25 protein-coding genes are annotated in these 24,443 nt (G+C 38.9%); 23 read left to right on the top strand and 2 right to left on the bottom strand.

Going from position 1 to position 24,443, the window contains the following annotated elements:
* The first annotated feature begins 6 nt into the window (after nucleotides 1-6).
* The 5 genes from EKM78_RS02170 to EKM78_RS02150 are packed head-to-tail and all read left to right on the top strand — an operon-like array spanning nucleotide 7 to nucleotide 4,962.
* Nucleotides 7-750: a Stp1/IreP family PP2C-type Ser/Thr phosphatase gene (locus tag EKM78_RS02170; protein ID WP_125768711.1), complete on the top strand. Its 744-nt coding sequence runs from the start codon at nucleotides 7-9 to the stop codon at nucleotides 748-750.
* Nucleotides 751-2,715 (top strand): Stk1 family PASTA domain-containing Ser/Thr kinase, encoded by a 1,965-nt coding sequence (gene pknB, locus EKM78_RS02165; RefSeq protein WP_125768708.1) that lies wholly within the window; start codon nucleotides 751-753, stop codon nucleotides 2,713-2,715.
* A gap of 8 nt (nucleotides 2,716-2,723) precedes the next feature.
* Nucleotides 2,724-3,611 carry a ribosome small subunit-dependent GTPase A gene (gene rsgA / locus EKM78_RS02160; protein ID WP_211334324.1) on the top strand — a complete coding sequence of 296 codons (888 nt, stop codon included), beginning with the start codon at nucleotides 2,724-2,726 and terminating at the stop codon, nucleotides 3,609-3,611.
* A 12-nt stretch (nucleotides 3,612-3,623) separates the two neighbouring features.
* A complete protein-coding gene (gene rpe / locus EKM78_RS02155) occupies nucleotides 3,624-4,295 on the top strand; it encodes a ribulose-phosphate 3-epimerase (RefSeq protein ID WP_125768701.1) in 672 nt (223 codons plus the stop codon).
* Nucleotide 4,296: 1 nt separating this feature from the next.
* Complete coding sequence (locus tag EKM78_RS02150) at nucleotides 4,297-4,962, top strand: thiamine diphosphokinase (protein WP_125768698.1); 666 nt, start codon at nucleotides 4,297-4,299, stop codon at nucleotides 4,960-4,962.
* A 287-nt stretch (nucleotides 4,963-5,249) separates the two neighbouring features.
* Here EKM78_RS02150 and rpmB read toward each other — a convergent pair whose 3' ends face one another.
* A complete protein-coding gene (gene rpmB, locus EKM78_RS02145; protein WP_048703405.1) occupies nucleotides 5,250-5,435 on the bottom strand; it encodes a 50S ribosomal protein L28 in 186 nt (61 codons plus the stop codon).
* Between the two features lie 177 nt (nucleotides 5,436-5,612).
* Between rpmB and EKM78_RS02140 the strand changes: the two genes are divergently transcribed.
* The 14 genes from EKM78_RS02140 (at nucleotide 5,613) to rplS (ending at nucleotide 20,927) form a co-directional block, all read left to right on the top strand.
* Entirely contained in the window at nucleotides 5,613-5,981 is a 369-nt protein-coding gene (locus EKM78_RS02140) for an Asp23/Gls24 family envelope stress response protein (RefSeq protein ID WP_125768695.1), read from the top strand.
* A 24-nt stretch (nucleotides 5,982-6,005) separates the two neighbouring features.
* Complete coding sequence (locus tag EKM78_RS02135) at nucleotides 6,006-7,688, top strand: DAK2 domain-containing protein (RefSeq protein WP_125768692.1); 1,683 nt, start codon at nucleotides 6,006-6,008, stop codon at nucleotides 7,686-7,688.
* An 82-nt stretch (nucleotides 7,689-7,770) separates the two neighbouring features.
* Nucleotides 7,771-9,810, top strand: coding sequence for an ATP-dependent DNA helicase RecG (recG, locus tag EKM78_RS02130; RefSeq protein ID WP_125768689.1), 2,040 nt, complete (start codon nucleotides 7,771-7,773; stop codon nucleotides 9,808-9,810).
* 12 nt (nucleotides 9,811-9,822) lie between these two features.
* Nucleotides 9,823-10,827: a phosphate acyltransferase PlsX gene (gene plsX, locus EKM78_RS02125; protein ID WP_125768686.1), complete on the top strand. Its 1,005-nt coding sequence runs from the start codon at nucleotides 9,823-9,825 to the stop codon at nucleotides 10,825-10,827.
* Between the two features lie 18 nt (nucleotides 10,828-10,845).
* Complete coding sequence (gene acpP / locus EKM78_RS02120; RefSeq protein ID WP_125768683.1) at nucleotides 10,846-11,088, top strand: acyl carrier protein; 243 nt, start codon at nucleotides 10,846-10,848, stop codon at nucleotides 11,086-11,088.
* Between the two features lie 85 nt (nucleotides 11,089-11,173).
* Nucleotides 11,174-11,863, top strand: coding sequence for a ribonuclease III (rnc, locus tag EKM78_RS02115; RefSeq protein ID WP_125768679.1), 690 nt, complete (start codon nucleotides 11,174-11,176; stop codon nucleotides 11,861-11,863).
* An 11-nt stretch (nucleotides 11,864-11,874) separates the two neighbouring features.
* A complete protein-coding gene (gene smc, locus EKM78_RS02110) occupies nucleotides 11,875-15,420 on the top strand; it encodes a chromosome segregation protein SMC (RefSeq protein ID WP_125768676.1) in 3,546 nt (1,181 codons plus the stop codon).
* A gap of 389 nt (nucleotides 15,421-15,809) precedes the next feature.
* Nucleotides 15,810-16,913, top strand: a complete 1,104-nt coding sequence (gene ftsY / locus EKM78_RS02105) for a signal recognition particle-docking protein FtsY (RefSeq protein WP_425453519.1) — start codon at nucleotides 15,810-15,812, stop codon at nucleotides 16,911-16,913.
* 1 nt (nucleotide 16,914) lies between these two features.
* A complete protein-coding gene (locus tag EKM78_RS02100; protein WP_125768669.1) occupies nucleotides 16,915-17,256 on the top strand; it encodes a putative DNA-binding protein in 342 nt (113 codons plus the stop codon).
* A 12-nt stretch (nucleotides 17,257-17,268) separates the two neighbouring features.
* The gene (ffh, locus tag EKM78_RS02095; protein ID WP_125768666.1) at nucleotides 17,269-18,708 is read left to right on the top strand and encodes a signal recognition particle protein; all 1,440 of its coding nucleotides are present in this window, start codon (nucleotides 17,269-17,271) and stop codon (nucleotides 18,706-18,708) included.
* A gap of 166 nt (nucleotides 18,709-18,874) precedes the next feature.
* Nucleotides 18,875-19,147, top strand: coding sequence for a 30S ribosomal protein S16 (gene rpsP, locus EKM78_RS02090; protein WP_125708131.1), 273 nt, complete (start codon nucleotides 18,875-18,877; stop codon nucleotides 19,145-19,147).
* A gap of 66 nt (nucleotides 19,148-19,213) precedes the next feature.
* A complete protein-coding gene (rimM, locus tag EKM78_RS02085; protein WP_125768663.1) occupies nucleotides 19,214-19,729 on the top strand; it encodes a ribosome maturation factor RimM in 516 nt (171 codons plus the stop codon).
* The gene (gene trmD, locus EKM78_RS02080; protein WP_125768660.1) at nucleotides 19,729-20,457 is read left to right on the top strand and encodes a tRNA (guanosine(37)-N1)-methyltransferase TrmD; all 729 of its coding nucleotides are present in this window, start codon (nucleotides 19,729-19,731) and stop codon (nucleotides 20,455-20,457) included. Before rimM ends, trmD begins: the two co-directional genes overlap by 1 nt.
* A gap of 116 nt (nucleotides 20,458-20,573) precedes the next feature.
* Nucleotides 20,574-20,927, top strand: coding sequence for a 50S ribosomal protein L19 (gene rplS, locus EKM78_RS02075; RefSeq protein WP_125768657.1), 354 nt, complete (start codon nucleotides 20,574-20,576; stop codon nucleotides 20,925-20,927).
* Nucleotides 20,928-21,369: 442 nt separating this feature from the next.
* Here the strand turns inward: rplS and lexA are convergent, their stop codons facing one another.
* On the bottom strand, nucleotides 21,370-21,993 hold the full coding sequence (lexA, locus tag EKM78_RS02070; protein ID WP_125768654.1) for a transcriptional repressor LexA: 624 nt from the start codon (nucleotides 21,991-21,993) through the stop codon (nucleotides 21,370-21,372).
* An 89-nt stretch (nucleotides 21,994-22,082) separates the two neighbouring features.
* Here lexA and EKM78_RS02065 point away from each other — a divergent pair, with 89 nt between their 5' ends.
* The 4 genes from EKM78_RS02065 to purK all read left to right on the top strand — a co-directional run bounded on the left by EKM78_RS02065 (nucleotide 22,083) and on the right by purK (nucleotide 24,441).
* A complete protein-coding gene (locus EKM78_RS02065) occupies nucleotides 22,083-22,325 on the top strand; it encodes a DUF896 domain-containing protein (RefSeq protein ID WP_125708141.1) in 243 nt (80 codons plus the stop codon).
* A gap of 60 nt (nucleotides 22,326-22,385) precedes the next feature.
* Complete coding sequence (locus tag EKM78_RS02060) at nucleotides 22,386-22,607, top strand: YneF family protein (protein ID WP_125708143.1); 222 nt, start codon at nucleotides 22,386-22,388, stop codon at nucleotides 22,605-22,607.
* 225 nt (nucleotides 22,608-22,832) lie between these two features.
* A complete protein-coding gene (gene purE, locus EKM78_RS02055) occupies nucleotides 22,833-23,318 on the top strand; it encodes a 5-(carboxyamino)imidazole ribonucleotide mutase (protein ID WP_125768651.1) in 486 nt (161 codons plus the stop codon).
* The gene (gene purK, locus EKM78_RS02050; RefSeq protein WP_125768649.1) at nucleotides 23,311-24,441 is read left to right on the top strand and encodes a 5-(carboxyamino)imidazole ribonucleotide synthase; all 1,131 of its coding nucleotides are present in this window, start codon (nucleotides 23,311-23,313) and stop codon (nucleotides 24,439-24,441) included. Before purE ends, purK begins: the two co-directional genes overlap by 8 nt.
* The last annotated feature ends 2 nt before the right edge of the window (nucleotides 24,442-24,443 follow it).

Raw genomic sequence — 24,443 nt, 5'->3', positions numbered from 1 at the left:
ATTTCTATGGATTATGCATTACTGACAGATGTTGGAAAGCTTCGGGAAAATAATCAAGATTATGTGAACGTATTTAAGAACCAAAAAGACATTATTTTTGGTATTGTCGCTGACGGAATGGGTGGCCATCGTGGTGGTGACGTTGCTTCAGATATGGCTGTTTCCCATTTGGGACACACATTCGAAGAGACAAATATTTCGGACGTTGATGATTTGCGCGAATGGATCATCAAAGAAATAAGTAAGGAAAATGATCGAATCATCTCAGTTTCTAATCAATTTGACGATTTAAATGGGATGGGCACAACTATGGTTGGAGTCTTTTTCACTTCCGATAAGATGATGGTCGTTAATGTTGGCGATTCTCGTTGCTATATTTTTCATCAAGGGAAATTGGAGCAATTGAGTGTTGATCATTCATTAGTTCACGAATTAGTTGAGACGGGACAGATCAGTCCTGAAGAAGCTGAAAATCATCCACAAAAGAATATCATTACGCAAACGCTCGGCGTATCGCAAACTGTTCAACCACGGATCAAGAATTTTGATCTAATTGACAATGCAATTATTTTATTGTGTTCTGATGGATTGACAAACATGGTTTCAGATGCGGAAATTGCCGACGTCTTGTCTCGTGACATTAGTCTTGATGAGAAATGCCATATTTTGATCGACAAAGCTAATGAAGGCGGCGGACGTGATAATATTACTGCTTTACTTTTTGCCTCGGAAACTGGGGGTAATAAGTAGATGGATAAAGGTTACCTAGTTGGGAATCGTTACGAGATAATCCGTACCCTTGGTGAGGGCGGTATGGCCAATGTTTATTTAGCTAACGATACCAAAACAAATCAAAAGGTAGCCGTTAAAGCTTTACGTTATGATCTACAAGATGATGAATCTGTTAAAAGGAGATTTGAACGTGAAGCCAAGGCTACCGGAACATTATCACATCCAAATATAGTTAGTGTCTTGGACGTTTGTAATGATAATGGTAATCAATACATCATTATCGAATATGTTCACGGCCCCAATTTGAAGAAGTATATCCGCGACCACTTTCCGATTCCTTATCATGAAGTTGTTTCCATCATGGAACAAATCACTTCTGCGGTGGCAGTTGCCCATGCTCATGGGATCATTCATCGTGATTTGAAGCCGGAGAATATCTTAGTCGATGACTCTAAAGATCCGATACAGGTTAAAGTGTCTGACTTTGGTATCGCACTAGCATTAAGTGACAGATCAATTACTCGTACTAACTCTTTGTTAGGTTCAGTTCACTATATGTCTCCGGAACAAATCAGAGGTGGCTCGGCTACTGAATTATCCGACATTTATGCCTTAGGTATTATTTTGTTTGAATTACTTGCAAAGACAGTACCGTTTAAAGGAGATACTGCCGTAGCTGTAGCTTTGAAGCATTCAAAAGAGGAAATACCAGATCTAAAGAATATTGATCCTGAAATCCCTCAAGCATTAGTCAATTGTATTTTAAAGGCAACGGCTAAAGACCCTAAACAAAGATATCAATCAGTCAACGAAATGCATGATGACTTATCGACTTGCCTTTATCCTGACCGTGCAAACGAGAAGAAATTTGTACCAGTCAGTCCTATGGAAGCTAATCCTTTAGGTGAGACAAGGATCATGCCACCTTTGCATTCAGATCCACCCGAACAGGAACAAAAGCCGGCGAAGAAATCAAATCGGCGTAAACGAAATATTTGGATCGCAAGTATTGTAGCGTTTGTAGTCTTGCTAGGAGTAGCGATCTTGGCGCTGCGGAACAATCAAGAGACTACCGTTCCTGATCTGAGCAACTTGACCGTGAAACAAGCCAAGGTGATGCTTAAGGGGTCTAATTTGCAAGTCGGTGATATTACCAAGGAAAATGATGACGACGTTGAAGCAGGTCATGTGATCAAGTCGGTCCCAAACAAAGGACTAAAGTTGAAGAATAACGCGAGTGTTAATTTAGTCATTAGCTTAGGAGCTACTTATTACAACATGCCAAATCTGGTCGGTAAGCAGTATGATGATGTCTCTGATAATTTAAGTAAACGTGGTTTTGAAGTGAAGTTGAAGTATCTAGCAAATAACAACTACACTTCAGGAACGATCTTGAAGCAAAGTATTCAATCTGGTAAGAAAGTTATAGCTAAGAATAAAACTTTGACCTTAACCTTGGCTAAACCACAGCCTACCAAGAAAAAAGTTATCCGGGTTCGTGATTTAAGTGGCTATAATCTAAAGAGCATCCAAGATTATGCCAAAGAGATCAATGTTACATTAGACGTTTCATATGATAATTCGGATACTATAGCTGAAGGACTATTGATCGATCAAAGTCCAGAAGCAAATAGCGTGATCAATTCAGGCGATACTTTATCAGTCACTATGTCGAAGGGACCAGAAGCCTCAAAGAACACAGATACAGATGCCAAAGATAATACTTCGTCAAATAATAATAGTACTAAAACAGTCACAAGAAATATTACGATCCCATATAGTAACGATGGGACCGGATCGCCTAATAAAGTAACGATTTATCTAGGTGATTCAACGCACAACATTTCTAATCCTTACCGGACTACGAGCATTACTTCGGACACACCAGTAGTATTAAGTTTTAACTTAAAAGATGGACAAACAGGGAACTACACAGTCGAGAGCAATAATGCAACGATCTTGAGTGGTTCAGTAAGTGGGTAGCACGCATGATCAGAGAAGGAAGAATAATTAAATCCATCAGTGGTTTTTATGATGTGATCGATTCAAAAAGCGACAAACTCATTCGAACGAGAGCACGCGGCAATTTCCGTAAGCGAGGCATTAAGCCGATCGTGGGTGACATGGTTTCATATGAAGACGGCGGAGATTTAGGCTATATTATGGAATTACTTCCAAGAACGAATAGCTTAGTCAGGCCACCAATTGCAAATGTTGATCAAGCCATCGTGGTGACATCAGCAGTTGAACCGAAATTTTCCAGTAATTTATTAGATAAGATTTTGGTCAACATTGAACACAATGACATTCAGCCACTGATTTATTTAACAAAGACAGATTTGATCAATGATGATCGATATCGTGAGCTCAAAGAAATTTTATCGGGTTATGATATTGCTGACTATCAGATCTTTGATGATAAGGACAGTTACAATGATCAACAGATCAAGGCTCTTGAGGCTACTTTTCAAGATAAAGTAACGGTTTTTACCGGCCAATCTGGTGCAGGTAAATCGACACTTTTGAATCATATTAATCCGGAATTAAATATTGCGACAGCAGCAATTTCGCAAACGTTAAATCGGGGAAAGCACACAACTAGACAAGTATCTCTTTTTGAGATCTCAGGCGGTTTAGTTGCTGATACGCCAGGATTCTCATCCTTAGAATTGATCAACATCGATAAGAATGAGTTAGCAGATCTGTTTCCCGAATTCGTGAAATACAGTCCTGAATGTCAATTTCGGGGATGTAATCACGTGAATGAACCAGGCTGCAAAATAAAAGAATTAGTAAAATCTGGTAAAATAATGAAAAGTAGATATGAAAATTATTTATACTTTTTAAATGAAATAAATTCTTACAAGAAAAGATATTAAAGGGGTAGTTTTATGACAAAAATGATCGCACCATCAATCTTAGCAGCCGATATTATGAATCTTGAAAGAGATGTAAAGGTCGCTGAAAAAGCCGGCGCTGACCTATTCCACATTGACATCATGGACGGACATTTTGTACCAAATATGTCATTTAGTCCTAGTGTCGTTGCTGGAATGAAGAAAGTTACTGACAAGCCACTAGATGTACATATGATGCTTGACAATCCTGATGAATATATCAAACCTGTTGTCGAAGCAGGGGCTGATACAGTCTTGATCCATGCTGAAAGCACACCACACATTTATCGCTCAATTGAATTGATCAAGAGTTTAGGTGCCAAAGCCGGAGTAGTTCTTAATCCAGGCACATCAGTTGAGGCAGTTAAGAATTTGTTCCCAATTATTGATCAAATCTTAGTGATGACTGTAAATCCAGGATTTGGTGGCCAAAAGTTCATTCCTGGAATGATCAATAAGATCCAAAGACTAGATCAATTGCGTCAAACTACTAGTGACGACAATTTCTTGATCGAAGTTGACGGCGGTATCAACGATACAACCATTAAACAATGTTCAGAAGCAGGAACAGATATTTTTGTTGCTGGATCATATTTATTCAATGGCGAATCAGAAGCTGATTTTGCTAATAAGATCCAAAATCTCAAAGATTTAGCGTCAGAATAATATGCAACGAGTAAATATTCTCTTAGGTGGCCCTAAAAGCGAATATCCTGACGAATTATTGAATGACCCGTCATCTCTACCAGGACCATGGATAGGAGCCGACAGAGGCAACGTATATTTGATTTCCAAAGGAATTACACCTAAAATGGCGATCGGCGACTTTGATTCTAGCAGTAATAAGGAAAAAGCTGAGATCAAAGCTAGTATTTCCGAAGTGAAGAAGTATCCACCTGAAAAAGACGATACCGATGCACAATTGACTATATTGGCAGCCCACCAGAAATATCCGGCCGAGGAATATTGCATCTATGGAGCCACAGGAGGAAGAATTGACCACTTCCTTGCCAATTTATACTTACCGTATGATCCCAGGTTTGCCGATTTTTATGACAAAATGTATTACAAATCTGCTACCAACACTATCAGATTTTACAAACCTGGAGAACACCAAGTAAGTCACGAAAAAGGCATGAAGTATGTAGCTTTCGTCCACCTAGGCCCAGTGAAGAATCTAAACATCAAAGACGCCAAATACACCCTAACAAACTACACAGCTGATCACGCTGTAAGTTGGGCTAGCAACGAATTCATAAAACCAACTATCGATTTCAGTTTTGAAAGTGGAGTAGTGGCAGTGATTCAAAGCAAAGACAAAGCGTCAAATTAACAAGCACAAAGACACTCAAAACGTGATAATCCCTTCATGATCATCAGATGAAATAACATCAATTCATCTGGTATTCATGAAGGGATTTTTTTGATGGCGTCTGCAGTCTTGAATGGACAATTATTTCAAAAGATTTATATAAACAAATTTTTAGCTCTTTTTAAGTTCTTCTAAAACTAATCAAACACACAAGTACTAAAATTAATTAGACAATTTTGAACACAATAACCAAACAAAAAAAGACCAGCTATTATTAAAATAGCTAGTCTCTTTAAGATGATTAAAAATTATACACGAGTAACTTTTCCTGATTTCAAAGCTCTTGCTGAAACCCAAACGCGTTTAGGTTTACCATCAACTAAAATACGAACTTTTTGCAAGTTTGGCTTCCAAGAACGTTTTGATTGATTGAGAGCATGTGAACGTTTGTTACCGAACACAGTCTTACGGCCTGTAATAATATCTTTTGCCATGGGACCCGACCTCCTTTGGCTACATGTTTTCTTTTAAAATATCACCTGACTAATTTACCATAATGACTCAAGCAAATCAATAGCATAATTATCTTAGCCTTAAATCTTTAATTAAAAATCTCGCTATGATAAAATTTTAATGTTTATAGTACATTGGTCCAGATAGGAGGATCTAGAATGGCAGTTACAATTAATACAAAACATGGACAGATCGAAATTTCAAATAGTACAGTTGCATCGATCGTCGGTGGGGCCGCATCAGATATCTACGGAATCGTTGGTATGGCTAGCAAGAATCAATTACGTGATGGTGTGAACACGATCTTAAAACGTGAAGATTTTTCACGAGGTGTCGTTATCCATCAAGAGGAAAACAAACTTGCAGTTGATGTATATATCATTGTGGGCTACGGTATTAAAATATCTGAGGTCGCAAAGAATTTAAAAGAAAAAGTAAAATATAATTTAGAGACAATGCTTGGAACACCAGCTGGCACTGTAAATGTATATGTACAAGGAATCAAAGTTTTAGACGATATTAAATAGTTTTTGCTGGTTGGAGGAGAAATTTTGAGTATAGAACGTATTACTAAGAAAGAATTTTCTGATATGGTGCGAGTTGCTGCACATCGACTAGAGAAGAATGCGAAATTTGTTAATTCTTTAAACGTCTTTCCCGTTCCTGATGGGGATACCGGAACAAATATGAGCCTAACAGTCCAAAGTGGTTTCAAATCTGTTAATGAATCAGATGCTGACACAGTTGGCGGACTTGGTAAAGCTCTAGCAAAAGGATTATTAATGGGAGCTCGTGGTAATTCAGGTGTTATCACATCACAAATTTTCAGGGGATTTTCCAAGAGCATCGCTGAAAAAGACGACTTATCTGCTGCCGATTTAGCAAAGGCTTTTGATGACGGCGTTAAAACTGCTTATAAAGCTGTTATGAAACCAGTTGAAGGAACAATCTTGACGGTAGCCAAATATGGTGCAAACGCTGCTGTGGAAGCTACTAAGACTTCTGATGATATTGCTGTGATCATGAAGGCTTGCGTGGAAGGTTCTAAAGAAGGTTTAGAGAAGACGCCTTCACTTCTACCGGTTCTTAAAGAAGTTGGCGTAGTCGATTCTGGTGGCCAAGGATTAGTGTTTATTTATGAAGGCTTCTTAGAAGCTTTGACTGGCGAGAAATCATCAGAAGAAGAATATACTCCTGATGAAAAAGAAATGAATGAAATGGTCAATGCCACTCATCATCAGTCAGTTCAAGGACAATTCACTAATAAAGATATCCATAATGGATATTGTACAGAAATGATGGTTGAACTAGGACAAAACCCTACGTCAGATGAGAAATTTGATAACAACACGATGCGTGATTATTTGAGTAAAATCGGTGATTCATTGATCGTTGTTTCCGATGACGAAGTAGTTAAAGTTCATGTTCACACTAACTTTCCACGTAAGGTTTGGGAAGAAGGACGTAAGTTCGGTTCATTAGTCAAAGTTAAAATCGATAATATGCGTATCCAACATGAAACAATCGTTGATCAAGATCAACCAGAAGTTGCGGTTGCCACAAAACCAGCTGAACCGATCGATTATGCAGTTATTGCGGTTTCATCTGGTGAAGGATTGTCAGAACTTTACAAGAGTTTAGGTGTCACATCGATCGTTAGCGGTGGTCAAACGATGAATCCATCGACAAATGATATCGTTGATGCAATTAACGCAGCCAATGCTAAACGAGCAATTATCTTACCAAATAACGGAAACATCGTCATGGCAGCTAAGCAAGCTGCTGGACTAGTAGATATTCCCGTTGCCATTGTACCTTCAAAGACAATTTCTCAAGGTATGACGGCCATGCTTTCATTCAATCCTGAGGCGGACTTAGATGAAAACGAAGAGAACATGGAAGACTCTTTGGATACTGTTAAGAGTGGTCAAATAACTCAAGCGATCCGTGATACAGCTATTGACGGCTTAGAGATCACCAAGGGTCATTACATGGGTATCGTCGATGGCAAGATCGTTGTTGATGATGAGAATATTGTAAAAGCAACTGAAGAAATGCTCGACAAGATGATCGATGAGGATAGTGAAGTCATTACTATCTTAGTAGGTCAAGACGGAAACGATGATGATGCTCAAGCAGTTTCTGATTATTTAGATGAGAAATACGATGATTTGGAAACTGAGATCCATCAAGGTGATCAACCAGTATATCCTTATTTGGTTGCCGTTGAATAAATAATTGCCAGAGATCCAACTAATTCAGTTTAAGAATTGGTTGGATTTTATTTTTCATATTAAATCGTAGAGGAGGAAATGTATGAATTTACAAGAGGTACCAGTCTCACAATTGTCAGGTGTGGGCGCCAAACGTTTGGCAGCCATCGAGTCGCTAGGTATTCATTCCATATATGACTTATTATTCTATTTTCCTTTTCGCTACGAGGATATGGAAGTTAAGAGTTTAGCTGATGCAGTCGATCAAGAGAAAATTTTGTTGAAGGGTATCGTCGCCAGTGATCCGGTTGTGGTGCAATTTGGTTACCGCAAGAATCGGTTGAATGTTCGGATCTTAGTTGAGAATGAATCGATCATGATCACTTTTTTCAATCAACCGTGGCTCAAAGATAAATTTGAGACTGGTAATGAAGTGGCAGTTTATGGCAAGTGGAATGAGAGCCGTCGGGCACTAACGGGGATCAAAGTTTTGGGCAATAGCAATGCTGATGGTTCAATTGACTCGGTTTATTCGGTCAATAAGAATATTCATCAGAAGACCTTGGTTAAATTGATCAAGCAAGCTTATGATCAATATCACCAGGAAATCGTTAACGTCATCCCAGACCATATTCGTCAAAAATATAAACTGTTAGATGATGAACAAATTGTTTCAGGGATGCATTTTCCTAAATCAGAAGAACAAGGAGAGCTCGCTCGACGTTCGGCTAAATTTCGAGAGTTCTTCTTGTTTGAGTGTGGTATCCAAAGCGTGAAGGCCAAAGACCGCGACACTGCTGACGGCCTAGTTGAGCCATATGATCAAGCCTTTGTCCAAGGATTTTTGGATGATTTACCATTCGAATTGACTAGTGCGCAAACTAGGGTAGTTAATGAAATTTTGAGTGATATGAATTCTAAGCATCACATGAATCGCTTGCTACAAGGTGACGTAGGTTCAGGGAAGACGATCGTTGCCGTGATCGCCATGTTAGCTTCCGTTACAGCTGGATTCCAAGCTGCCATTATGGCACCGACGGAAATCCTAGCCCAACAGCATTTTGACAAGATCAGTGATCTATTGACGCCATTAAAGATCAAAGTTGGGCTACTGACGGGATCACAAACTAAAAAAGAACATGATACGATTGCCGAAAACGTTAAACAAGGGCAGATCAATGTGATTGTCGGAACTCACGCTTTGATCCAGGATAGTGTTCATTATAAGAATTTAGGTTTGATTGTCATTGATGAACAGCATCGATTCGGTGTTAACCAACGAAAAGCTTTACGGCAAAAAGGCAACAATCCTGACGTCTTGGCGATGACCGCAACGCCGATCCCTCGGACTCTAGCTATTACTACCTATGGAGACATGGATGTTTCGCGAATTGACGAGCTGCCAGCGGGACGAAAATCAATTAAGACTTATTGGATCCGCAGTCAGAAAATCGAGCAAATGTATCATTTCGTTGAGAAACAATTGCAAGATTCAGCTCAAGTTTACGTAGTAACCCCCTTGATCTCAGAATCGGAAAAAATTGATTTGAAGAACGCCGAATTGATTTTTGATAAATTCAACGAATTATTTGCTCCTAAATATCGGATCGGCTTGTTACATGGTCAAATGCCAAATGATCAAAAAGAAGCTGTGATGGATGAATTCAGCCAACAAAGAATCGACGTTCTCGTATCAACGACGGTTATTGAAGTTGGGGTCGATGTTCCTAATGCCACAGTCATGGTTATTTATGATGCGAACCGTTTTGGGCTCTCGCAGTTACATCAATTACGGGGACGCGTGGGTCGAGGAGACAAGCAATCATACTGTATTTTGATAGCTGACCCTAAGAATGAAGTAGCCTTGGAACGAATGAAAATATTAACTTCGACTAACGACGGTTTTGTATTAGCTGAGGAAGATTTGAAGATGCGAGGTTCCGGTGATATTTTAGGCAGTAAGCAATCGGGATTGCCTGATTTCAAAGTCGGAGATCCAATCAATGACTTCAACATATTGGAAACTGCTCAACAAGAAGCTGAACTTTTGTTTAAGGACCAAAATGCCATAGAAAAACCAGAAAATAAAGTGTTAAAATTATTTTTGAGTGTTGAATTTGAACAACTTAATAACTTTGATTAGTGAGGAATAATAATGAAGATAGCTGTAGACGCAATGGGTGGAGATAATGCACCCCAAGTTGTGGTTGAAGGTATTGAAAAAGCCAGGGATGAATGGTCAGATATCGAGTTTGTCCTATATGGTGACGAAGTAAAAATCAAGAAATACTTACAAAACGATAAAAATATAACAATTGTACCAACCGATGAGGAAGTCTTAGGAACTGATGAACCAGTCAAGGCTGTTCGTACAAAGAAGAATTCTTCAATGGTTCGAGCTGCTAAATCAGTTAAAGACGGTGAAAATGATGCAATGTTTTCATTGGGTAACACGGGTGCTTTATTAGCTGCAGGGATCTTTATTATTGGTCGGATCAAGCAAGTTGAAAGACCAGCTTTGATGCCAACTTTACCAGTAACTAATTCTCCTTTAGGTGTGAATGTACTAGACGTGGGAGCAAACGCTGAAGCCAAACCCGCATATCTTCAACAATGGGCTGTCATGGGATCGATTTATGCACGCGATGTTAAGAATATCAAAGAACCTCGGATCGGACTTTTGAACAATGGTTCAGAAGCTGACAAGGGTGATACTTTGCATAAAGAAGCTTATGAGTTGTTATCCAAGACTGATGAGATCAACTTTATTGGTAACGTTGAATCAAATGATATTTTAGCAGGAGTAGCTGATGTTATCGTTACTGATGGATTCACAGGAAACGCCGCCTTAAAAGCTACTGAAGGAACTGCAACTATTTTGTTGAAACAGCTGAAAAAAGCTTTAATGAATAATGGCCTTTATACTAAGATCGGTGCTGCTATTGTTGCGCCTTCACTTCGTGGTATCCGTGACATGTTTGATACTTCTCATGCAGGCGGTGCTGTATTGTTGGGGCTCAAATCTCCTGTCATCAAGGCTCACGGTGCAGCGGATGTTGATACAATATTCTATACAGTTAAACAAATTTATGATATGTTGCTAAATGATACAATCAATAAAGCAAATACTTATTTCGAAAAAATGCAAAGTAATAAATAGATTACGAGGAGAACTTACATGAACGAACAGGAAATTTTTGATAAGATCACAGGACTATTAGCTGACAAGTTTGAGGTTGATAAAGCTAGTATCACGAAAGAAACATCATTCACCAAAGATTTGGATGCGGACTCAATCGATTTAGTTGAATTTGTCTTGGAACTTGAAGAAGAATTCGGTTCAGAGATCCCAGATGAAGATGCAGAAAAGATCACAACTGTTGGTGACGCAGTTTCATACATCTTAAGCAAACAAAAATAAGGCCATTGGTCTTATTTTTTTTATGGAATGAATTATTTAGACGTAAAATTTAGTATAATTAGAAGTATTTGAAGGGAGTCGAATAATGTTAGATCCTAAATTTTTTGAATTCATAAAAGAAGAGTTTGGTATTACGTTCAACGACAAGAAATTAGTTGAAAGAGCTATGACCCATTCTTCATACGATAATGAGCATCGTGACCTTAACATTGGTGACTATGAACGCCTTGAGTTTTTGGGTGATGCCGTTTTGGAGATCAACATTTCAGAATACTTATTCACTCATTTTCCAGAATTGCCTGAAGGTAAATTAACACGTTTACGCTCCGACATCGTAAGAACAGACAGTTTTGCCAGATTTGCAAAACAAGTTCAGATCGATAAATACTTGCAGATCGGTCGTGGGGAAGAGAAACAAGGAGCGCGCCAACGTCATACGTTATTGGAAGATATTTTTGAGGCGTTTAATGGGGCACTTTACTTGGACCAAGGCAATGAAGTAGTTGAGCAGTTTTTGACGCAAGTAGTATATCCACACATTGCCTCAGGGGAGTTTTCTGAAGATACAGATTTCAAAACACACTTGCAAGAGAAACTCCAAAAGTCAGGAGAAGTTGATATCAATTATCGGGTCATCGATGAAGAGGGCCCTGATCATGACAAACAATTCGAGATCGAATTAGTCGTAAATAACAAAGTACTATCCAAAGGCTACGGTTACAGCAAAAAACACGCGGAACAAATGGCTGCAAAACGTGCATTAGATGAATTATAGGAGTTTAATTTATGCCATTAAAATCATTAACTATCAACGGATTCAAATCGTTTGCTGACAAAACTAAAATCGAATTTACTTCGGGTATTACTGGTATCGTCGGTCCAAATGGTAGTGGAAAATCAAATATCACTGAGGCGATCCGTTGGGTAATGGGCGAGCAGTCAGCTCGTTCTTTGCGTGGCGATAAAATGGTCGATGTTATTTTTGCCGGTAGCGATACTCGGCCACAAATGAATCGAGCAGAAGTAGTTTTAGAGTTTGATAATTCTAACCACGAATTAAAATCACCACAAGAAAATGTTACGATCAAACGAAAATTGTTCCGAAATGGAGATACTGAATTTTCGATCAACAACAAGAGCTGCCGCTTAAAAGATATTACCGAGATGTTTTTAGACTCAGGGATGGGCAAGCAATCTTTCTCGATCATTTCTCAAGGAAGGGTTGAAGAGATCTTTAATAGTAAGCCTGTCGAACGTCGTTCGATCATTGAAGAGTCGGCCGGTGTGGCTTTATTCAAGCAGAAGAAACAGCAAGCGGAATCGAAGCTTTCGGATACTACAGATAACTTACATCGTGTTTCTGATATTGTTTCTGAGTTAGCTAAGCGAGTCGAGCCCCTGAAAGAGCAGGCTAGTATCGCTAAAGACTATAAGGAACAAAAGGGTCGCTATGATGCCCTATACCAACAAATTTTGACTTTGGAAGTCAAGGATCTAGCTGCTCAAAAGAAACAAGTCCAGTCTAAATCAGATCAAGTTAAATTAAGCCTCAGAAATATCGATCAAGACGTTAAGAAGTCCAATCTGAAATTGAATCAAAATCGGCAAATCGTTGAAGAGATTGCTTCTAAGATCGACCAATCTCAAAGTGATTTAGTTGAACAAACTCAACGTTTAGAGAATTTAAATGGACAAATAGCCGTTTCTGACGAAAGAAACGGTTTTAATACGTCTAGTAAAAAGTCGATCGATCAGCGAATAACTGATTTATCAACTGATAAACAAAATAAGGCTGAGCAATTACAACAAGTTCAAGTAAAGATTGCTGAATATCAACGATCGATCGATGAACTATCCAAGCAACTAAAAGAGGTTCAAAAGTTACAAAACAAGACGCCTGAGGAACTCAACAAGAATATCACTCAGGCTCGAAACGAGTACGTTAATGCACTGCAGCAACAAGTTTCTAACAGCAATGAGCAAAAATTCTCCAATAAACAATTAACGCGAATAGCTGCTAGTTCTGCAGATCAAGAAAACAAATTAGCTGAAATCGTTAAGTTTCTAAATGACGCTAATGATAAGATCTCAAACGTTAATGACCAGATCAATCAGCTAGATTCTGAAAATGAAGACTTGATCCAAAAAGGCCAGTCGATCTCAGATTCGATCGAGGACGTAACTAGCAAGGGCCAAAATGAAAATCAAGAGTATTTGAAATTGCTCGAAGCCATGCAAGAAACGAAAGCTCGCAAGAATGTTTTAGAGAACATGGAGCACGAACACGCTGGTTTTTATGATGGTGCTAAAAATGTTTTGAATCATTCAAAACAAATTGGTGGAGTGATCGGTGCTGTTGCTGAATTGATCGAAGTTCCTCAAGAGTATCAGGTGGCTATTGAGACAGTTGCCTCTAGTCAATTGCAATCGATCATTACTGAAGATGAAAGTTCAGCAAAGAAGGGGATAAGTTTTTTGCGGAGCAGTCGCGGTGGCCGTGCAACTTTCTTGCCACTAAATATCATTCGACCACGAAATATTTATCCCAACGATTTAAGCCATGCACAAAATGTTTCTGGATTCATTGGTGTAGCTGCTGATTTGATCACCTATCAAGATCGAGTTGCTAACGTAATCAAAAATATTTTAGGCACTGTTTTGGTTGCTAACAATATTGACGCAGCTACGAAAGTTTCGGCAGCAGTCGGACGAAAATATCGAGTCGTTACTGTGGACGGAAATGTTGTCAATGCTGGTGGATCAATGACCGGTGGACAACAACGTCGTTTCAATACTAGTATTTTGACGCGTAAAGAAGAGCTAGAACAATTAACTAAGAAATTAGGCGCTCAAGAACTAACGCTCGATCAGAAACAGCAAAACGTCCAACAGTTGCGTCAGAAACTTATCGACTTGCGAGACGAGAATCGTTCGATCAGTGATGAATTGCAAAAGTATAATGATGCTAAATCAGAGCTCGAAAGTACTTTGGCTAGTCATCAAAGCGAGAAGAAACATCTGGAAGAACAACAGTCTGCTTTACAATATAATCAAAAGCGTACCCAAGAGGAGCGTTTGGAAATCGAGCAGGAATTGCAAAATCAAGTTGATTTTGCTAAACAACTTAAACAACGTCTGAGCGATCTACAAAAAGAGATCGATGATAAGCAGACAGTCCTAAATGATTTTGATGCTGAACTAGAAAAAACTAATAAACGGGCACAAGATTTACAGACAAAGTTGATGGTGGCTAAGAACAGTCATCAAAATGAAGCTGATCAAGCTAAACGTTTAGAAGCAGAACTCTCGAGTGTAAATACTCAAATATCTCAACTCACAAAACAATTGGAACAGCTCAATTCTGAAAGTGAACAATTGAATATGAGTAACACGGAGATCAAAGCCAAGATCGTTGAAATCACTAAGTCGATCGAATCACTTAAACACGACCTAAAAGACTTGCAACAACGCCGAGAAAAAAAGGGTCAGGAAACGGAACAACTTAATGAAGCTGCACAACGGAATTTTGACCTCCAAAAACAAGCTTCGGATGAGCAAGAAAATTTGGCGATCCAACTTACTAAGATATCTAATAATATCAATAGTCGATTAGATACCTTGGAAAGCCAATATCAGATTACTTATGAAGCCTCACTTAAAGAGATCGAAGAAGTGGACTTAGATACTGAAAAATTACGACATGATGCTCATTTATTGAAGATGGGTATTGATGAATTAGGACCAGTCAATTTATCAGCTATCGAAGAGTATGATAGTGTTAAAGACAGGTACGAATTTTTAACTACGCAACAAGATGATTTAGTCAAAGCTCGACAACAATTATTGGATACAATGTCAGAGATGGACCATGAGGTGATCACGCGTTTTAAGCGAACATTCGATGATGTTTCAGCTGCCTTTGAAGTTATCTTTCCAGAAATGTTTGCTGGTGGACGTGCTAAGTTAGTGCTAACTGAGCCAAATGACATGTTACAAACGGGTATCGAGATCATTGCTCAACCACCAGGGAAGAAATTTCAGCGTTTGAGCTTATTGTCAGGTGGGGAAAAAGCCCTGACGGCGATCACCTTGCTATTTGCCATTATTAAAGTCAATCCGGTACCATTTTGTATCTTGGATGAAGTTGAAGCTTCACTTGATGATGCCAATGTTTATCGCTTTGCCAATTACTTGAATCGATATGATGACAATACTGAATTTATCGTGATCACACATCGTAAAGGGACAATGATGAATGTAAATCGCCTATACGGTGTCACAATGGAGGAATCCGGTGTATCTAGGATCCTTTCTGTTGAGGTCAAAGAATAGGAGAAAATATGGGACTTTTCGATAGGATTAAAAAAGCCTTCACAGGCAATAATGACAAAGAAAAAGAAGAAGAAAAAGCAACAGAGGTTGATCAAGAAGTCACAAAAGAGTCGACCGACCAAGGTGAATCAACAACATCTGATACTAATGAACAAGCAGAAACGACCAAAGCCGACCAATCAGATGAATCTCAAACAGACGAAACTTCAGCAGGATCAGGAAATACTGAAGTCAAGAAGTCAGAATCGATATCAACAAAACCTTCAGCTGACGAGACCAATGATCAAGAAGTTACTTCCGATTCGAATAAATCAGCTGAAGAGCTTAACGAACATACACCAGAAGCTGTTGATGAGGTCTCTAAATCAGTTGAAGAATCAGATGAAAAAATTACGGATGAAGCAGTTCATGATTCAGCTGAGTCTGTAAAGTCAGCTGAATCTCCAGTAAATCCAGATAGCCAGACAACTTCAGAAACATCAGAAGAAGTAACTGGATCCGATGAAGAACAGTCAGAGGAAACAGAAGAACAACAAAACGAAAATTCAGAAGTTCAAGAATACGATGAAGGCTTAAAGAAGAGCCGGACGACATTCTCAGAACGTTTTAACAAATTCCTTGCTAACTTCAGAAGTGTTGATGAAGAGTTTTTTGATGACCTGGAAGAACTGTTGATCGAATCGGATGTTGGTTATGAGACCGCTTTGCGGATTTCTGATGAGTTGAGAGAAGAAGTGAAATTGCGCAACGCTAAGAAGCGTTCTGACGTATCAGATGTTATCGTTGAAAAACTCGTTGACATGTACGATGAAGAGGGCAAAGAAGAAGACAATGCCCTACATTTTAGTCAAGATGATAAACCAACCGTATTTTTATTCGTTGGCGTAAATGGCGCAGGAAAAACAACTACTATCGGCAAACTAGCTCATCGTTTCCAATCGCAAGGTAAGAAAGTTCTTTTAGCAGCTGGTGATACCTTTAGAGCTGGCGCTATCGAACAATTGCAACGCTGGGGTGAACGCGTCAACGTACCAGTTGAAGCCAAACCAGCACAAACTGATCCAGCTTCAGTGGTCTATGATGCATTACATCGAGCCATAGATGAACATTATGATATTTTATTAGTCGATACAGCTGGTCGATTACAAAACAACCAAAATTTAATGCGTGAATTAGAGAAAATCAAACGTGTTATTAGTCGTGAGATCCCTGAAGCTCCGCAAGAAGTACTATTAGTACTTGATGGCTCAACCGGACAAAATGCTTTGAGTCAAGCCAAGCAATTTAAAGAAACGACTGACGTTTCAGGCATTGTCTTAACTAAACTTGATGGAAGTTCACAAGGTGGTATTGTTTTAGCTATCAGAAATGAATTACATCTTCCAGTCAAGTTGGTTGGTTTAGGAGAACAAATGGATGATCTACGTGACTTTGATGCTGAGAAATTTATTTATGGATTATTCAAAGACTTAATCGTCGGTTCCGGAGATTAATATGAATATAAAGAAAACAAATGAAATCAATTTGTTGTATAATTTTTATCATTCATTGCTAACTAAAAAACAAGATAAATATATGAATTTATATTATGTTGAAGACTTTTCGTTAGCGGAAATTGCTGAGCAGTTCGATGTTTCACGTCAAGCAGTTTTGGATAATATACATCGCTCAGTGGCCTTATTGGAAAGATTTGAGCAAGAATTGAGTCTTGTAGAAAAGACAACTGAGATCGAATCGATTGCCAGTGAATTGAATCAAATCGTGTCAACAAAGTATAAGAATGATAAAGAATTATTGTCGTTGGTACGGCGTATCTCGAAAATAAATGAAATGTAATAGGAGTAAAATATGGCTTTTGAAGGTTTAAGTGAACGACTTAATAAAGTTTTTTCAGCCTTAAAGGGTAAGGGAAAACTTAGTGAAGATGACGTTAGATCAGTCACACGTGAAGTTCGAATGGCATTGCTTGAAGCTGATGTTAATTTTGACGTAGTCAAAGATTTCGTCAAAAAGGTTAAAGAACGTGCCCTCGGTGCCGAAGTAATGGCTAGCTTGTCTCCATCACAACAAGTAATTAAGATCGTTGATGAAGAATTAACTAAACTCATGGGTACTGAAGCTGTCCCATTAAACAAAGCACCGCATATCCCAACGATTATTATGATGGTCGGTCTTCAAGGTGCTGGTAAGACAACGACTGCCGGTAAGTTGGCACGTCGCTTGATTGATAACGACAAAGCCCGTCCATTGTTCATTGCTGGAGACGTTTATCGTCCAGCTGCTATTGAACAATTACAAACAATTGGTAAACAATTGGATGTTCCGGTATATGAAGAAGGAACAGACAAGGATCCTGTCGAAATTGTTAAGAATGGTCTTGCTCAAGCTCACGAAAATAAAAATGACTATGTGATTATCGATACCGCTGGTCGTTTGGAAATCGATGAGCAATTGATGGATGAGTTGCAACGGATCAAAGATTTGGCACATCCAAATGAAATTTTATTCGTCGCTGATTCTATGACAGGTCAAGTTGCCGCCAAAGTTGCTGCTGGATTTGATCAGCAATTGGATATCACTGGTGTTGTTCTAACTAAGTTGGATGGTGATACTCGTGGTGGTGCTGCACTTTCAATTAGATCAGTTACTGGCAAGCCAATTAAGTTCATTGGTCAAGGTGAAAAACTTGATCAATTAGATGTCTTCCATCCAGATAGAATGGCCAACCGTATTTTGGGAATGGGTGACATGCTTACCTTGATCGAGAAAGCCCAAAAGGATTACGATGAAGAACAAGCCAAAGATATGGCTGAAAAGATCAAAGAGAATAACTTTGATTTTAACGACTTCATTGATCAAATGGATCAGATCCAAAAGATGGGACCGCTCGATGAGATCATGAAAATGATCCCCGGAATGGCTAATAATCCGGCTTTAGCAAATGTCAATATTGACGAGAAAGACATTGCTCACTTAAAGGCGATCGTCTACTCAATGACACCGCAAGAACGAGAAAATCCGAAACTCTTGAATCCATCAAGACGTCGAAGAATTGCTACTGGATCTGGACGCTCTGTCCAAGAAGTAAATCGCATGATCAAGCAATTCAAACAGTCGCAAGATATGATGAAGCAAATGAGCAAAGGTAACATGAAGGGCATGGACCAATTAATGGGCAATGGTGTTCAAGGACGTCTTGGTAAGATGGCTATGCACTCCATGGTTCGTAAACAAAAGAAGAACAAAAAGAAGCGCTTGAAGAAGGTCAAGAGATTTAAATCAAAATAATCTAAGATCGCATTGCTGCTAACTTCTTATGGTTTGGTCCATTTCCGCTGGAAATAACCACATTATCTGCGATATAAAAAAAAGATGATCTGTAAAGAAAAAAACTTTACACTTCATCTTTTTTTGTGTATACTAACAAAGTTAAGAATTTTAGGAGGAAACATTAATGTCAGTTAAGATTAGAATGAAACGCATGGGTAGTAAATTAAGACCTTTTTATAGAATCGTTGTTGCAGATTCACGTTCACCACGTGATGGTCGCTTCATCGAACAAGTTGGTTACTACAACCCAATTTCACAACCAGAAGAATTGAAGCTTGAAGATGACAAGATCATGGACTGGTTACAAAAAGGTGCACAACCTTCAGATACAGTTCGTAACTTGTTGAAACAACATGGTTTGATGCAAAAGTATCACGAAAGCAAATTTTCAAAATAATTAGGATGTGGGATCAGATAAAACTTGCTTTTATCAGATCCTATTTCTTTTTAAATGGAGCATTAAATGTCAGATAAACTTTTCCGTGTTGGCAAAATTGTCAATACGCATGGAATTAAGGGTGAAGTACGCGTGATCTCGATCACAGATTTTCCCGAGGAAAGATTTAAATCAGGAGCTCAATTAGTGATCAAGACTAATTCGGGCAATCAAGAAGTAACGGTTGAGTCATCGCGTCCTCACAAGAATTTCACTTTATTGAAATTTAAAGGATTAGATAACATCAACGACGTAGAGCAATATAAGAACGACGAATTGTTCGCGAATGACGAGATCACACCCGAACTTTCCGATGGTGAGTTTTTGTATCGACAAATAATTGGTCTGAAAGTAATCGATAACCAATTAGGTGAAATTGGTAAAGTTACGGAGATCATGGAATTAGGACCGAATGATGTTTGGGTAGTTAAGGGGCCTAAATATGATGAAGTTTTGATTCCATATATAAAGAGTGTAGTAAAAAAAGTCGACTTGGATAATCAAGTTATCGAAGTTGAAATACCGGATGGACTGATAGATTAATGGATATTTCAGTATTAAGTATTTTTCCAAGAATGTTTGATGCCCTTAATGAATCAGTTATTGGTAAAGCTCAGGAAAAAGGTCTCTTAGATTTGAACGTGATCGATTTTCGTGACTTTACTACCGACAAACAAAATCATGTTGACGATGCACCATACGGCGGCGGAGTGGGTATGTTATTGCAAGCTCAACCGATTTATGATGCGATGAACCATCTTGACAAACAAAAACCAGGTAAAAAAAGAGTTGTGTTGCTTGACCCAGCAGGCAAAACTTTTGATACTAATATGGCACGATCGTTTGCTCAAGAAGAACACTTAGTCTTTATCTGCGGTCATTATGAGGGTTTTGACGAACGGATCAAAGATTTAGTGACGGATGAAGTGTCGATCGGCGATTATATTTTAACTGGTGGGGAACTGCCAACTATGAGTATGATCGATGCCACGATGCGCTTCGTACCGGGAGTATTGGGGAATAATTTTTCAGCTGAAGAAGAGTCATTCTCACATGGACTTTTAGAGTATCCTCAATATACTCGTCCTGCCGATTTCCGTGGCAAAAAGGTCCCCGAAGTATTAACTAGCGGCAATCACGAAAAGATCCGTATTTGGCGCTTAAAAGAAGCTTTACGGAAAACCTTGATCAGACGTCCTGACTTATTAGAGACAATTGATCTATCTAATGAAGAGAAAAAGTTGCTGAACGAAATCCGTTCAGAAATGTAGTTTACAAGCTGCTACAAATAATGTAATATAGTAAAAGTGTTTAAACACAATCAACGATGTTCCGCTGTGTATTATAAGAAAGATATGCATGAGTGTCGGATAGGGAGAAAAGTTTAATGAAACCATTAATTGAAGAAATCACAAAAGAACAACTTCGTTCTGACATTCCTGACTTCCGTGCCGGAGACACAGTACGTGTCCACGCTAAGGTTGTTGAAGGTTCTCGTGAACGTATCCAGTTATTCGAAGGTGTTGTAATTAAGAGACACGGTTCAGGTATCAGTGCTACATATACTGTTCGTAAGATGTCAAGTGGTGTTGGTGTTGAAAGAACATTCCCACTTAACACACCTCGTGTTGAAAAGATCGACGTTGTAAGATATGGTAAAGTACGTCGTAGCAAACTTTACTACTTACGTGATCGTACAGGTAAGGCTGCACGTATCAAAGAACGTCGTCGTGATATCTAATTTGATATTCACATTTAAAACGTGTGCGCATTTTGATAATGTGCATGCGTTTTTTGTTTGGAAACGAGTTCCAGACGACAACGGCCTCCGGTTTAGCAACTGTCAGCAGGCACGGCTTCGCCGCACCTTAGGTGCTGCCAGTCCCTAAATCCTCAGCAGCTGAACGTCGTCTTCCACTCTCTTATTTTGGAAACGAGTTCTAGACGACAATGGCCTCCGGTTTAGCAACTGTCTCGCCGCACCTTGGATGTTGCCAGTCCCTAAATCCTCAGCAGCTGAACGTCGTCTCCCACTCTCTTGTTCAGACGACAAGAGCCTCCGGAATAGCTACTGTCAGCGGACAAATGCCATTTAAGTAATGTCCATTCGTGATTTATTGTTGCTAAATATGGCAAAATAAAACCCCCGTAAGATAATTTCTTACGGGGGTAACTATCGTTATTTAAAAAATTTGGGGTCTGTATAAACCAACCACTTTTCCAACAATTTCAACATTGTCAAGAATAATTGGGTCCATAGTGTCGTTTTCAGGTTGTAAACGGTAATGACCGTTTTCGGCGTAGAATCGTTTGCAAGTTGCTTCGATCTCTTCAGTCATGGCGATTACGATCTCACCGTTATTAGCGGTATTTTGTTCGTGGACGATCACTTGGTCGCCATCGAGGATTCCGATGTTGATCATACTTTCACCGTGGATCTTCAACATGAACAACTCTCCTGAATCTCTGGATAGGTCTGGTGGGAGTGGGAACGTTCCATCAAAGTCTTGTTCAGCAGTGATCGGTTGACCGGCAGCAACAGTACCGATAATTGGGATCTCTTTAGGTTTAATGCCAATTAAGTTCAAACCAGCGATCGTCAGTTCTAACGCTCTAGGTTTAGTAGGGTCTCTTTGGATGTAGCCCTTTTTCTCTAGTCGGGATAAATGGCCGTGGACGGTAGAAGTCGATGAAAGATCAACTGCTTCACAGATTTCACGAACTGTGGGTGGATACCCGTGTTCGTCCAAATAATCATGTATGCATTCAAGGATTTGTATTTGTTTTGATCCTTCGTTTTTTGACATTAGAACACCTCATTGTTAATATCTTAAATAGATTGTATCAAAATCAATGGTATAATTCAAACAAGTGTTCGGTTATTGGAGTGTGAAATATGACAGATCAAGAAAAACTGATTGCAAAATTGAATGACTTGGCTCATAAGGCTAAGGCAGGTACCATTACCAAAGAAGAAGAAGAGCAACAACGTGCCCTTAGAAAAGAGTACTTAGAGAACTTCCGAGCTGGCTTTAAGACTCAGATCGAAAACATGCGGGTCTTCGACAAAAAGGGGAATGAGGTTACACCTGAAAAAGTTCGTAAAATTCAACGTGAAAAAGGCTTAAGAGACGATTAGTCTTTTAATTGATCTTGAAGTAATGTAATATTATTAGGGTATGGAAAGGATGAATTGCGTATGTGGCCAATAATTATTGCTGCGATCATCGGTATCCTAGTTGGGGTTGTTATCGGGTTTTTCATTGCCAGATGGTATATGAAGAAGTACTTCCAAGATAATCCACCAATTAGTGCTGACATGGTCAAACAAATGATGTCGCAAATGGGGCAAAAGCCTTCACAAAAGAAGCTTAATCAAGTTATGGCATCAATGAAAGCACAACAAAAGAAAAATAAATAATATTTTTATCTCCCGGTACAGATTGACTGTACCGGGATTTTTTTTATACCATTTTAAATTTATCATTAAAATACGAACTAAATATATATAATTTTTTTAATACGGATTTATTAATTATAATAAACGAACATTCTAGAATAAATTAACAATATCATACGTAAATTACTTGAAAATGAAAATTAATCTTGATAGACTTAAAACATGCAGAAAGGAAGAAGATGACTTATGAAAGACGTAGCAGTTATTATGGGGTCGATTTCTGACCTTAAGACAATGCAAGCATCAATTGATGTTTTGGAAGAACTGGGTGTCAGTCATTCAGTTAATGTTATTTCAGCGCATCGTATGCCTGAAGAAATGATCAATTTTGGTAAGACGGCATCAGATAATGGATACAAAGTAATTATTGCTGGTGCCGGGGGAGCAGCTCACTTACCAGGAATGATCGCAGCTACAACGATCTTACCGGTTATCGGAGTACCAGTTGACTCGCACGCTTTAAAAGGGATGGATTCATTGTTGTCGATCGTGCAAATGCCTGGTGGCGTTCCAGTAGCTACTATGGCGATCGGTAAAGCAGGAGCAACTAATGCTGCTTTATTGGCAACAAAGATTTGTGCTTTGAATGAACCTAGTTATCAAGAGTCCTTGATCAAATACACAGAATCGATGAGAAATAAGTCGATAGAAAGTGGGAAGCAACTTGGATAAACTTCACTTACCTGGAGAATCAATCGGAATCATCGGAGGCGGTCAGTTAGGCCAAATGATGGCCGCTTCCGCAAAAGAGAAAGGTTTTAAAGTTTTAGTTTTAGATCCAACGCCAAATTGTTCGGCAGCTCAAGTTGCTGACGAACAGATCGTAGCTGAATATAGTGATTTACCAGCTTTGATCAAATTGGCGCAACGTGTTGATGTTTTGACCTATGAATTTGAGAATGTCGATGCTGAGGCCATTGCCATCGTTAAGAAATATACTGACGTTCCTCAGGGAACGAAAGCATTGGTTGTAACTCAAAATCGTATCCGGGAAAAGGACTTTTTGTCTGAAAATGGCTTTCCAGTGGTGAAGCACCATATCGTCAAATCGATGGACGAATTTCGTCGCTCGATCGATGAGATCGGTCTGCCAGCTATCTTGAAAACTGTTGAAGGTGGATATGATGGAAAAGGTCAGATCCGTATTGAAGATCAAAGTTATTCCGAAGACGATATCCAAGAATTATTAAATACCGGTATTTGTATTTTGGAACAGCAGATCGACCTCTTTAAGGAAGTTTCAGTGGTGATCTCTGGTAACCAAAAGGGAGAGCATTCTGTTTTTCCCGTGATCGAGAATGAACACCATAACAATATTTTGCACATTAGTAATTGTCCGGCGATGATCAAACATGAAACACAAGCAAAATGCTTACAAGTAGCGCGTGAGATTGCTAAGGAACTTAATCTTGTTGGAACGATGTGTATCGAATTCTTCATTTCAACTGATCATGAGGTTTTTGTAAATGAAATTGCTCCAAGGCCTCATAATTCGGGACATTTAACTATCGAAAGTTGCAATGTCTCACAATTTGATACGCATATTTTAGGGATTTGCAATTGGCCGATGCCTAAAGTCAAACTTTTTAATTCAGCAATTATGGTCAATTTACTTGGTCAACACATTTATCGAGCAAAGAAGAAGATTCAAGATCATGTGGAATGGTATTTTCATGATTACGGCAAGGATGTTGCAAAGCCAAACCGGAAGATGGGACATATCACCATTTTGACCGACGACATTGAAGCAACTAAAGATGAAATTCACAATGATCCAATTTGGAAAAGAAAATAGGA

Origin of the sequence: Companilactobacillus furfuricola, assembly GCF_003946325.1 — a bacterium.
GTDB classification, from domain to species: Bacteria; Bacillota; Bacilli; order Lactobacillales; family Lactobacillaceae; genus Companilactobacillus; species Companilactobacillus furfuricola.
Note: the sequence above shows the minus strand (reverse complement) of the source record. Positions and strands in the feature narration are given on the sequence as shown.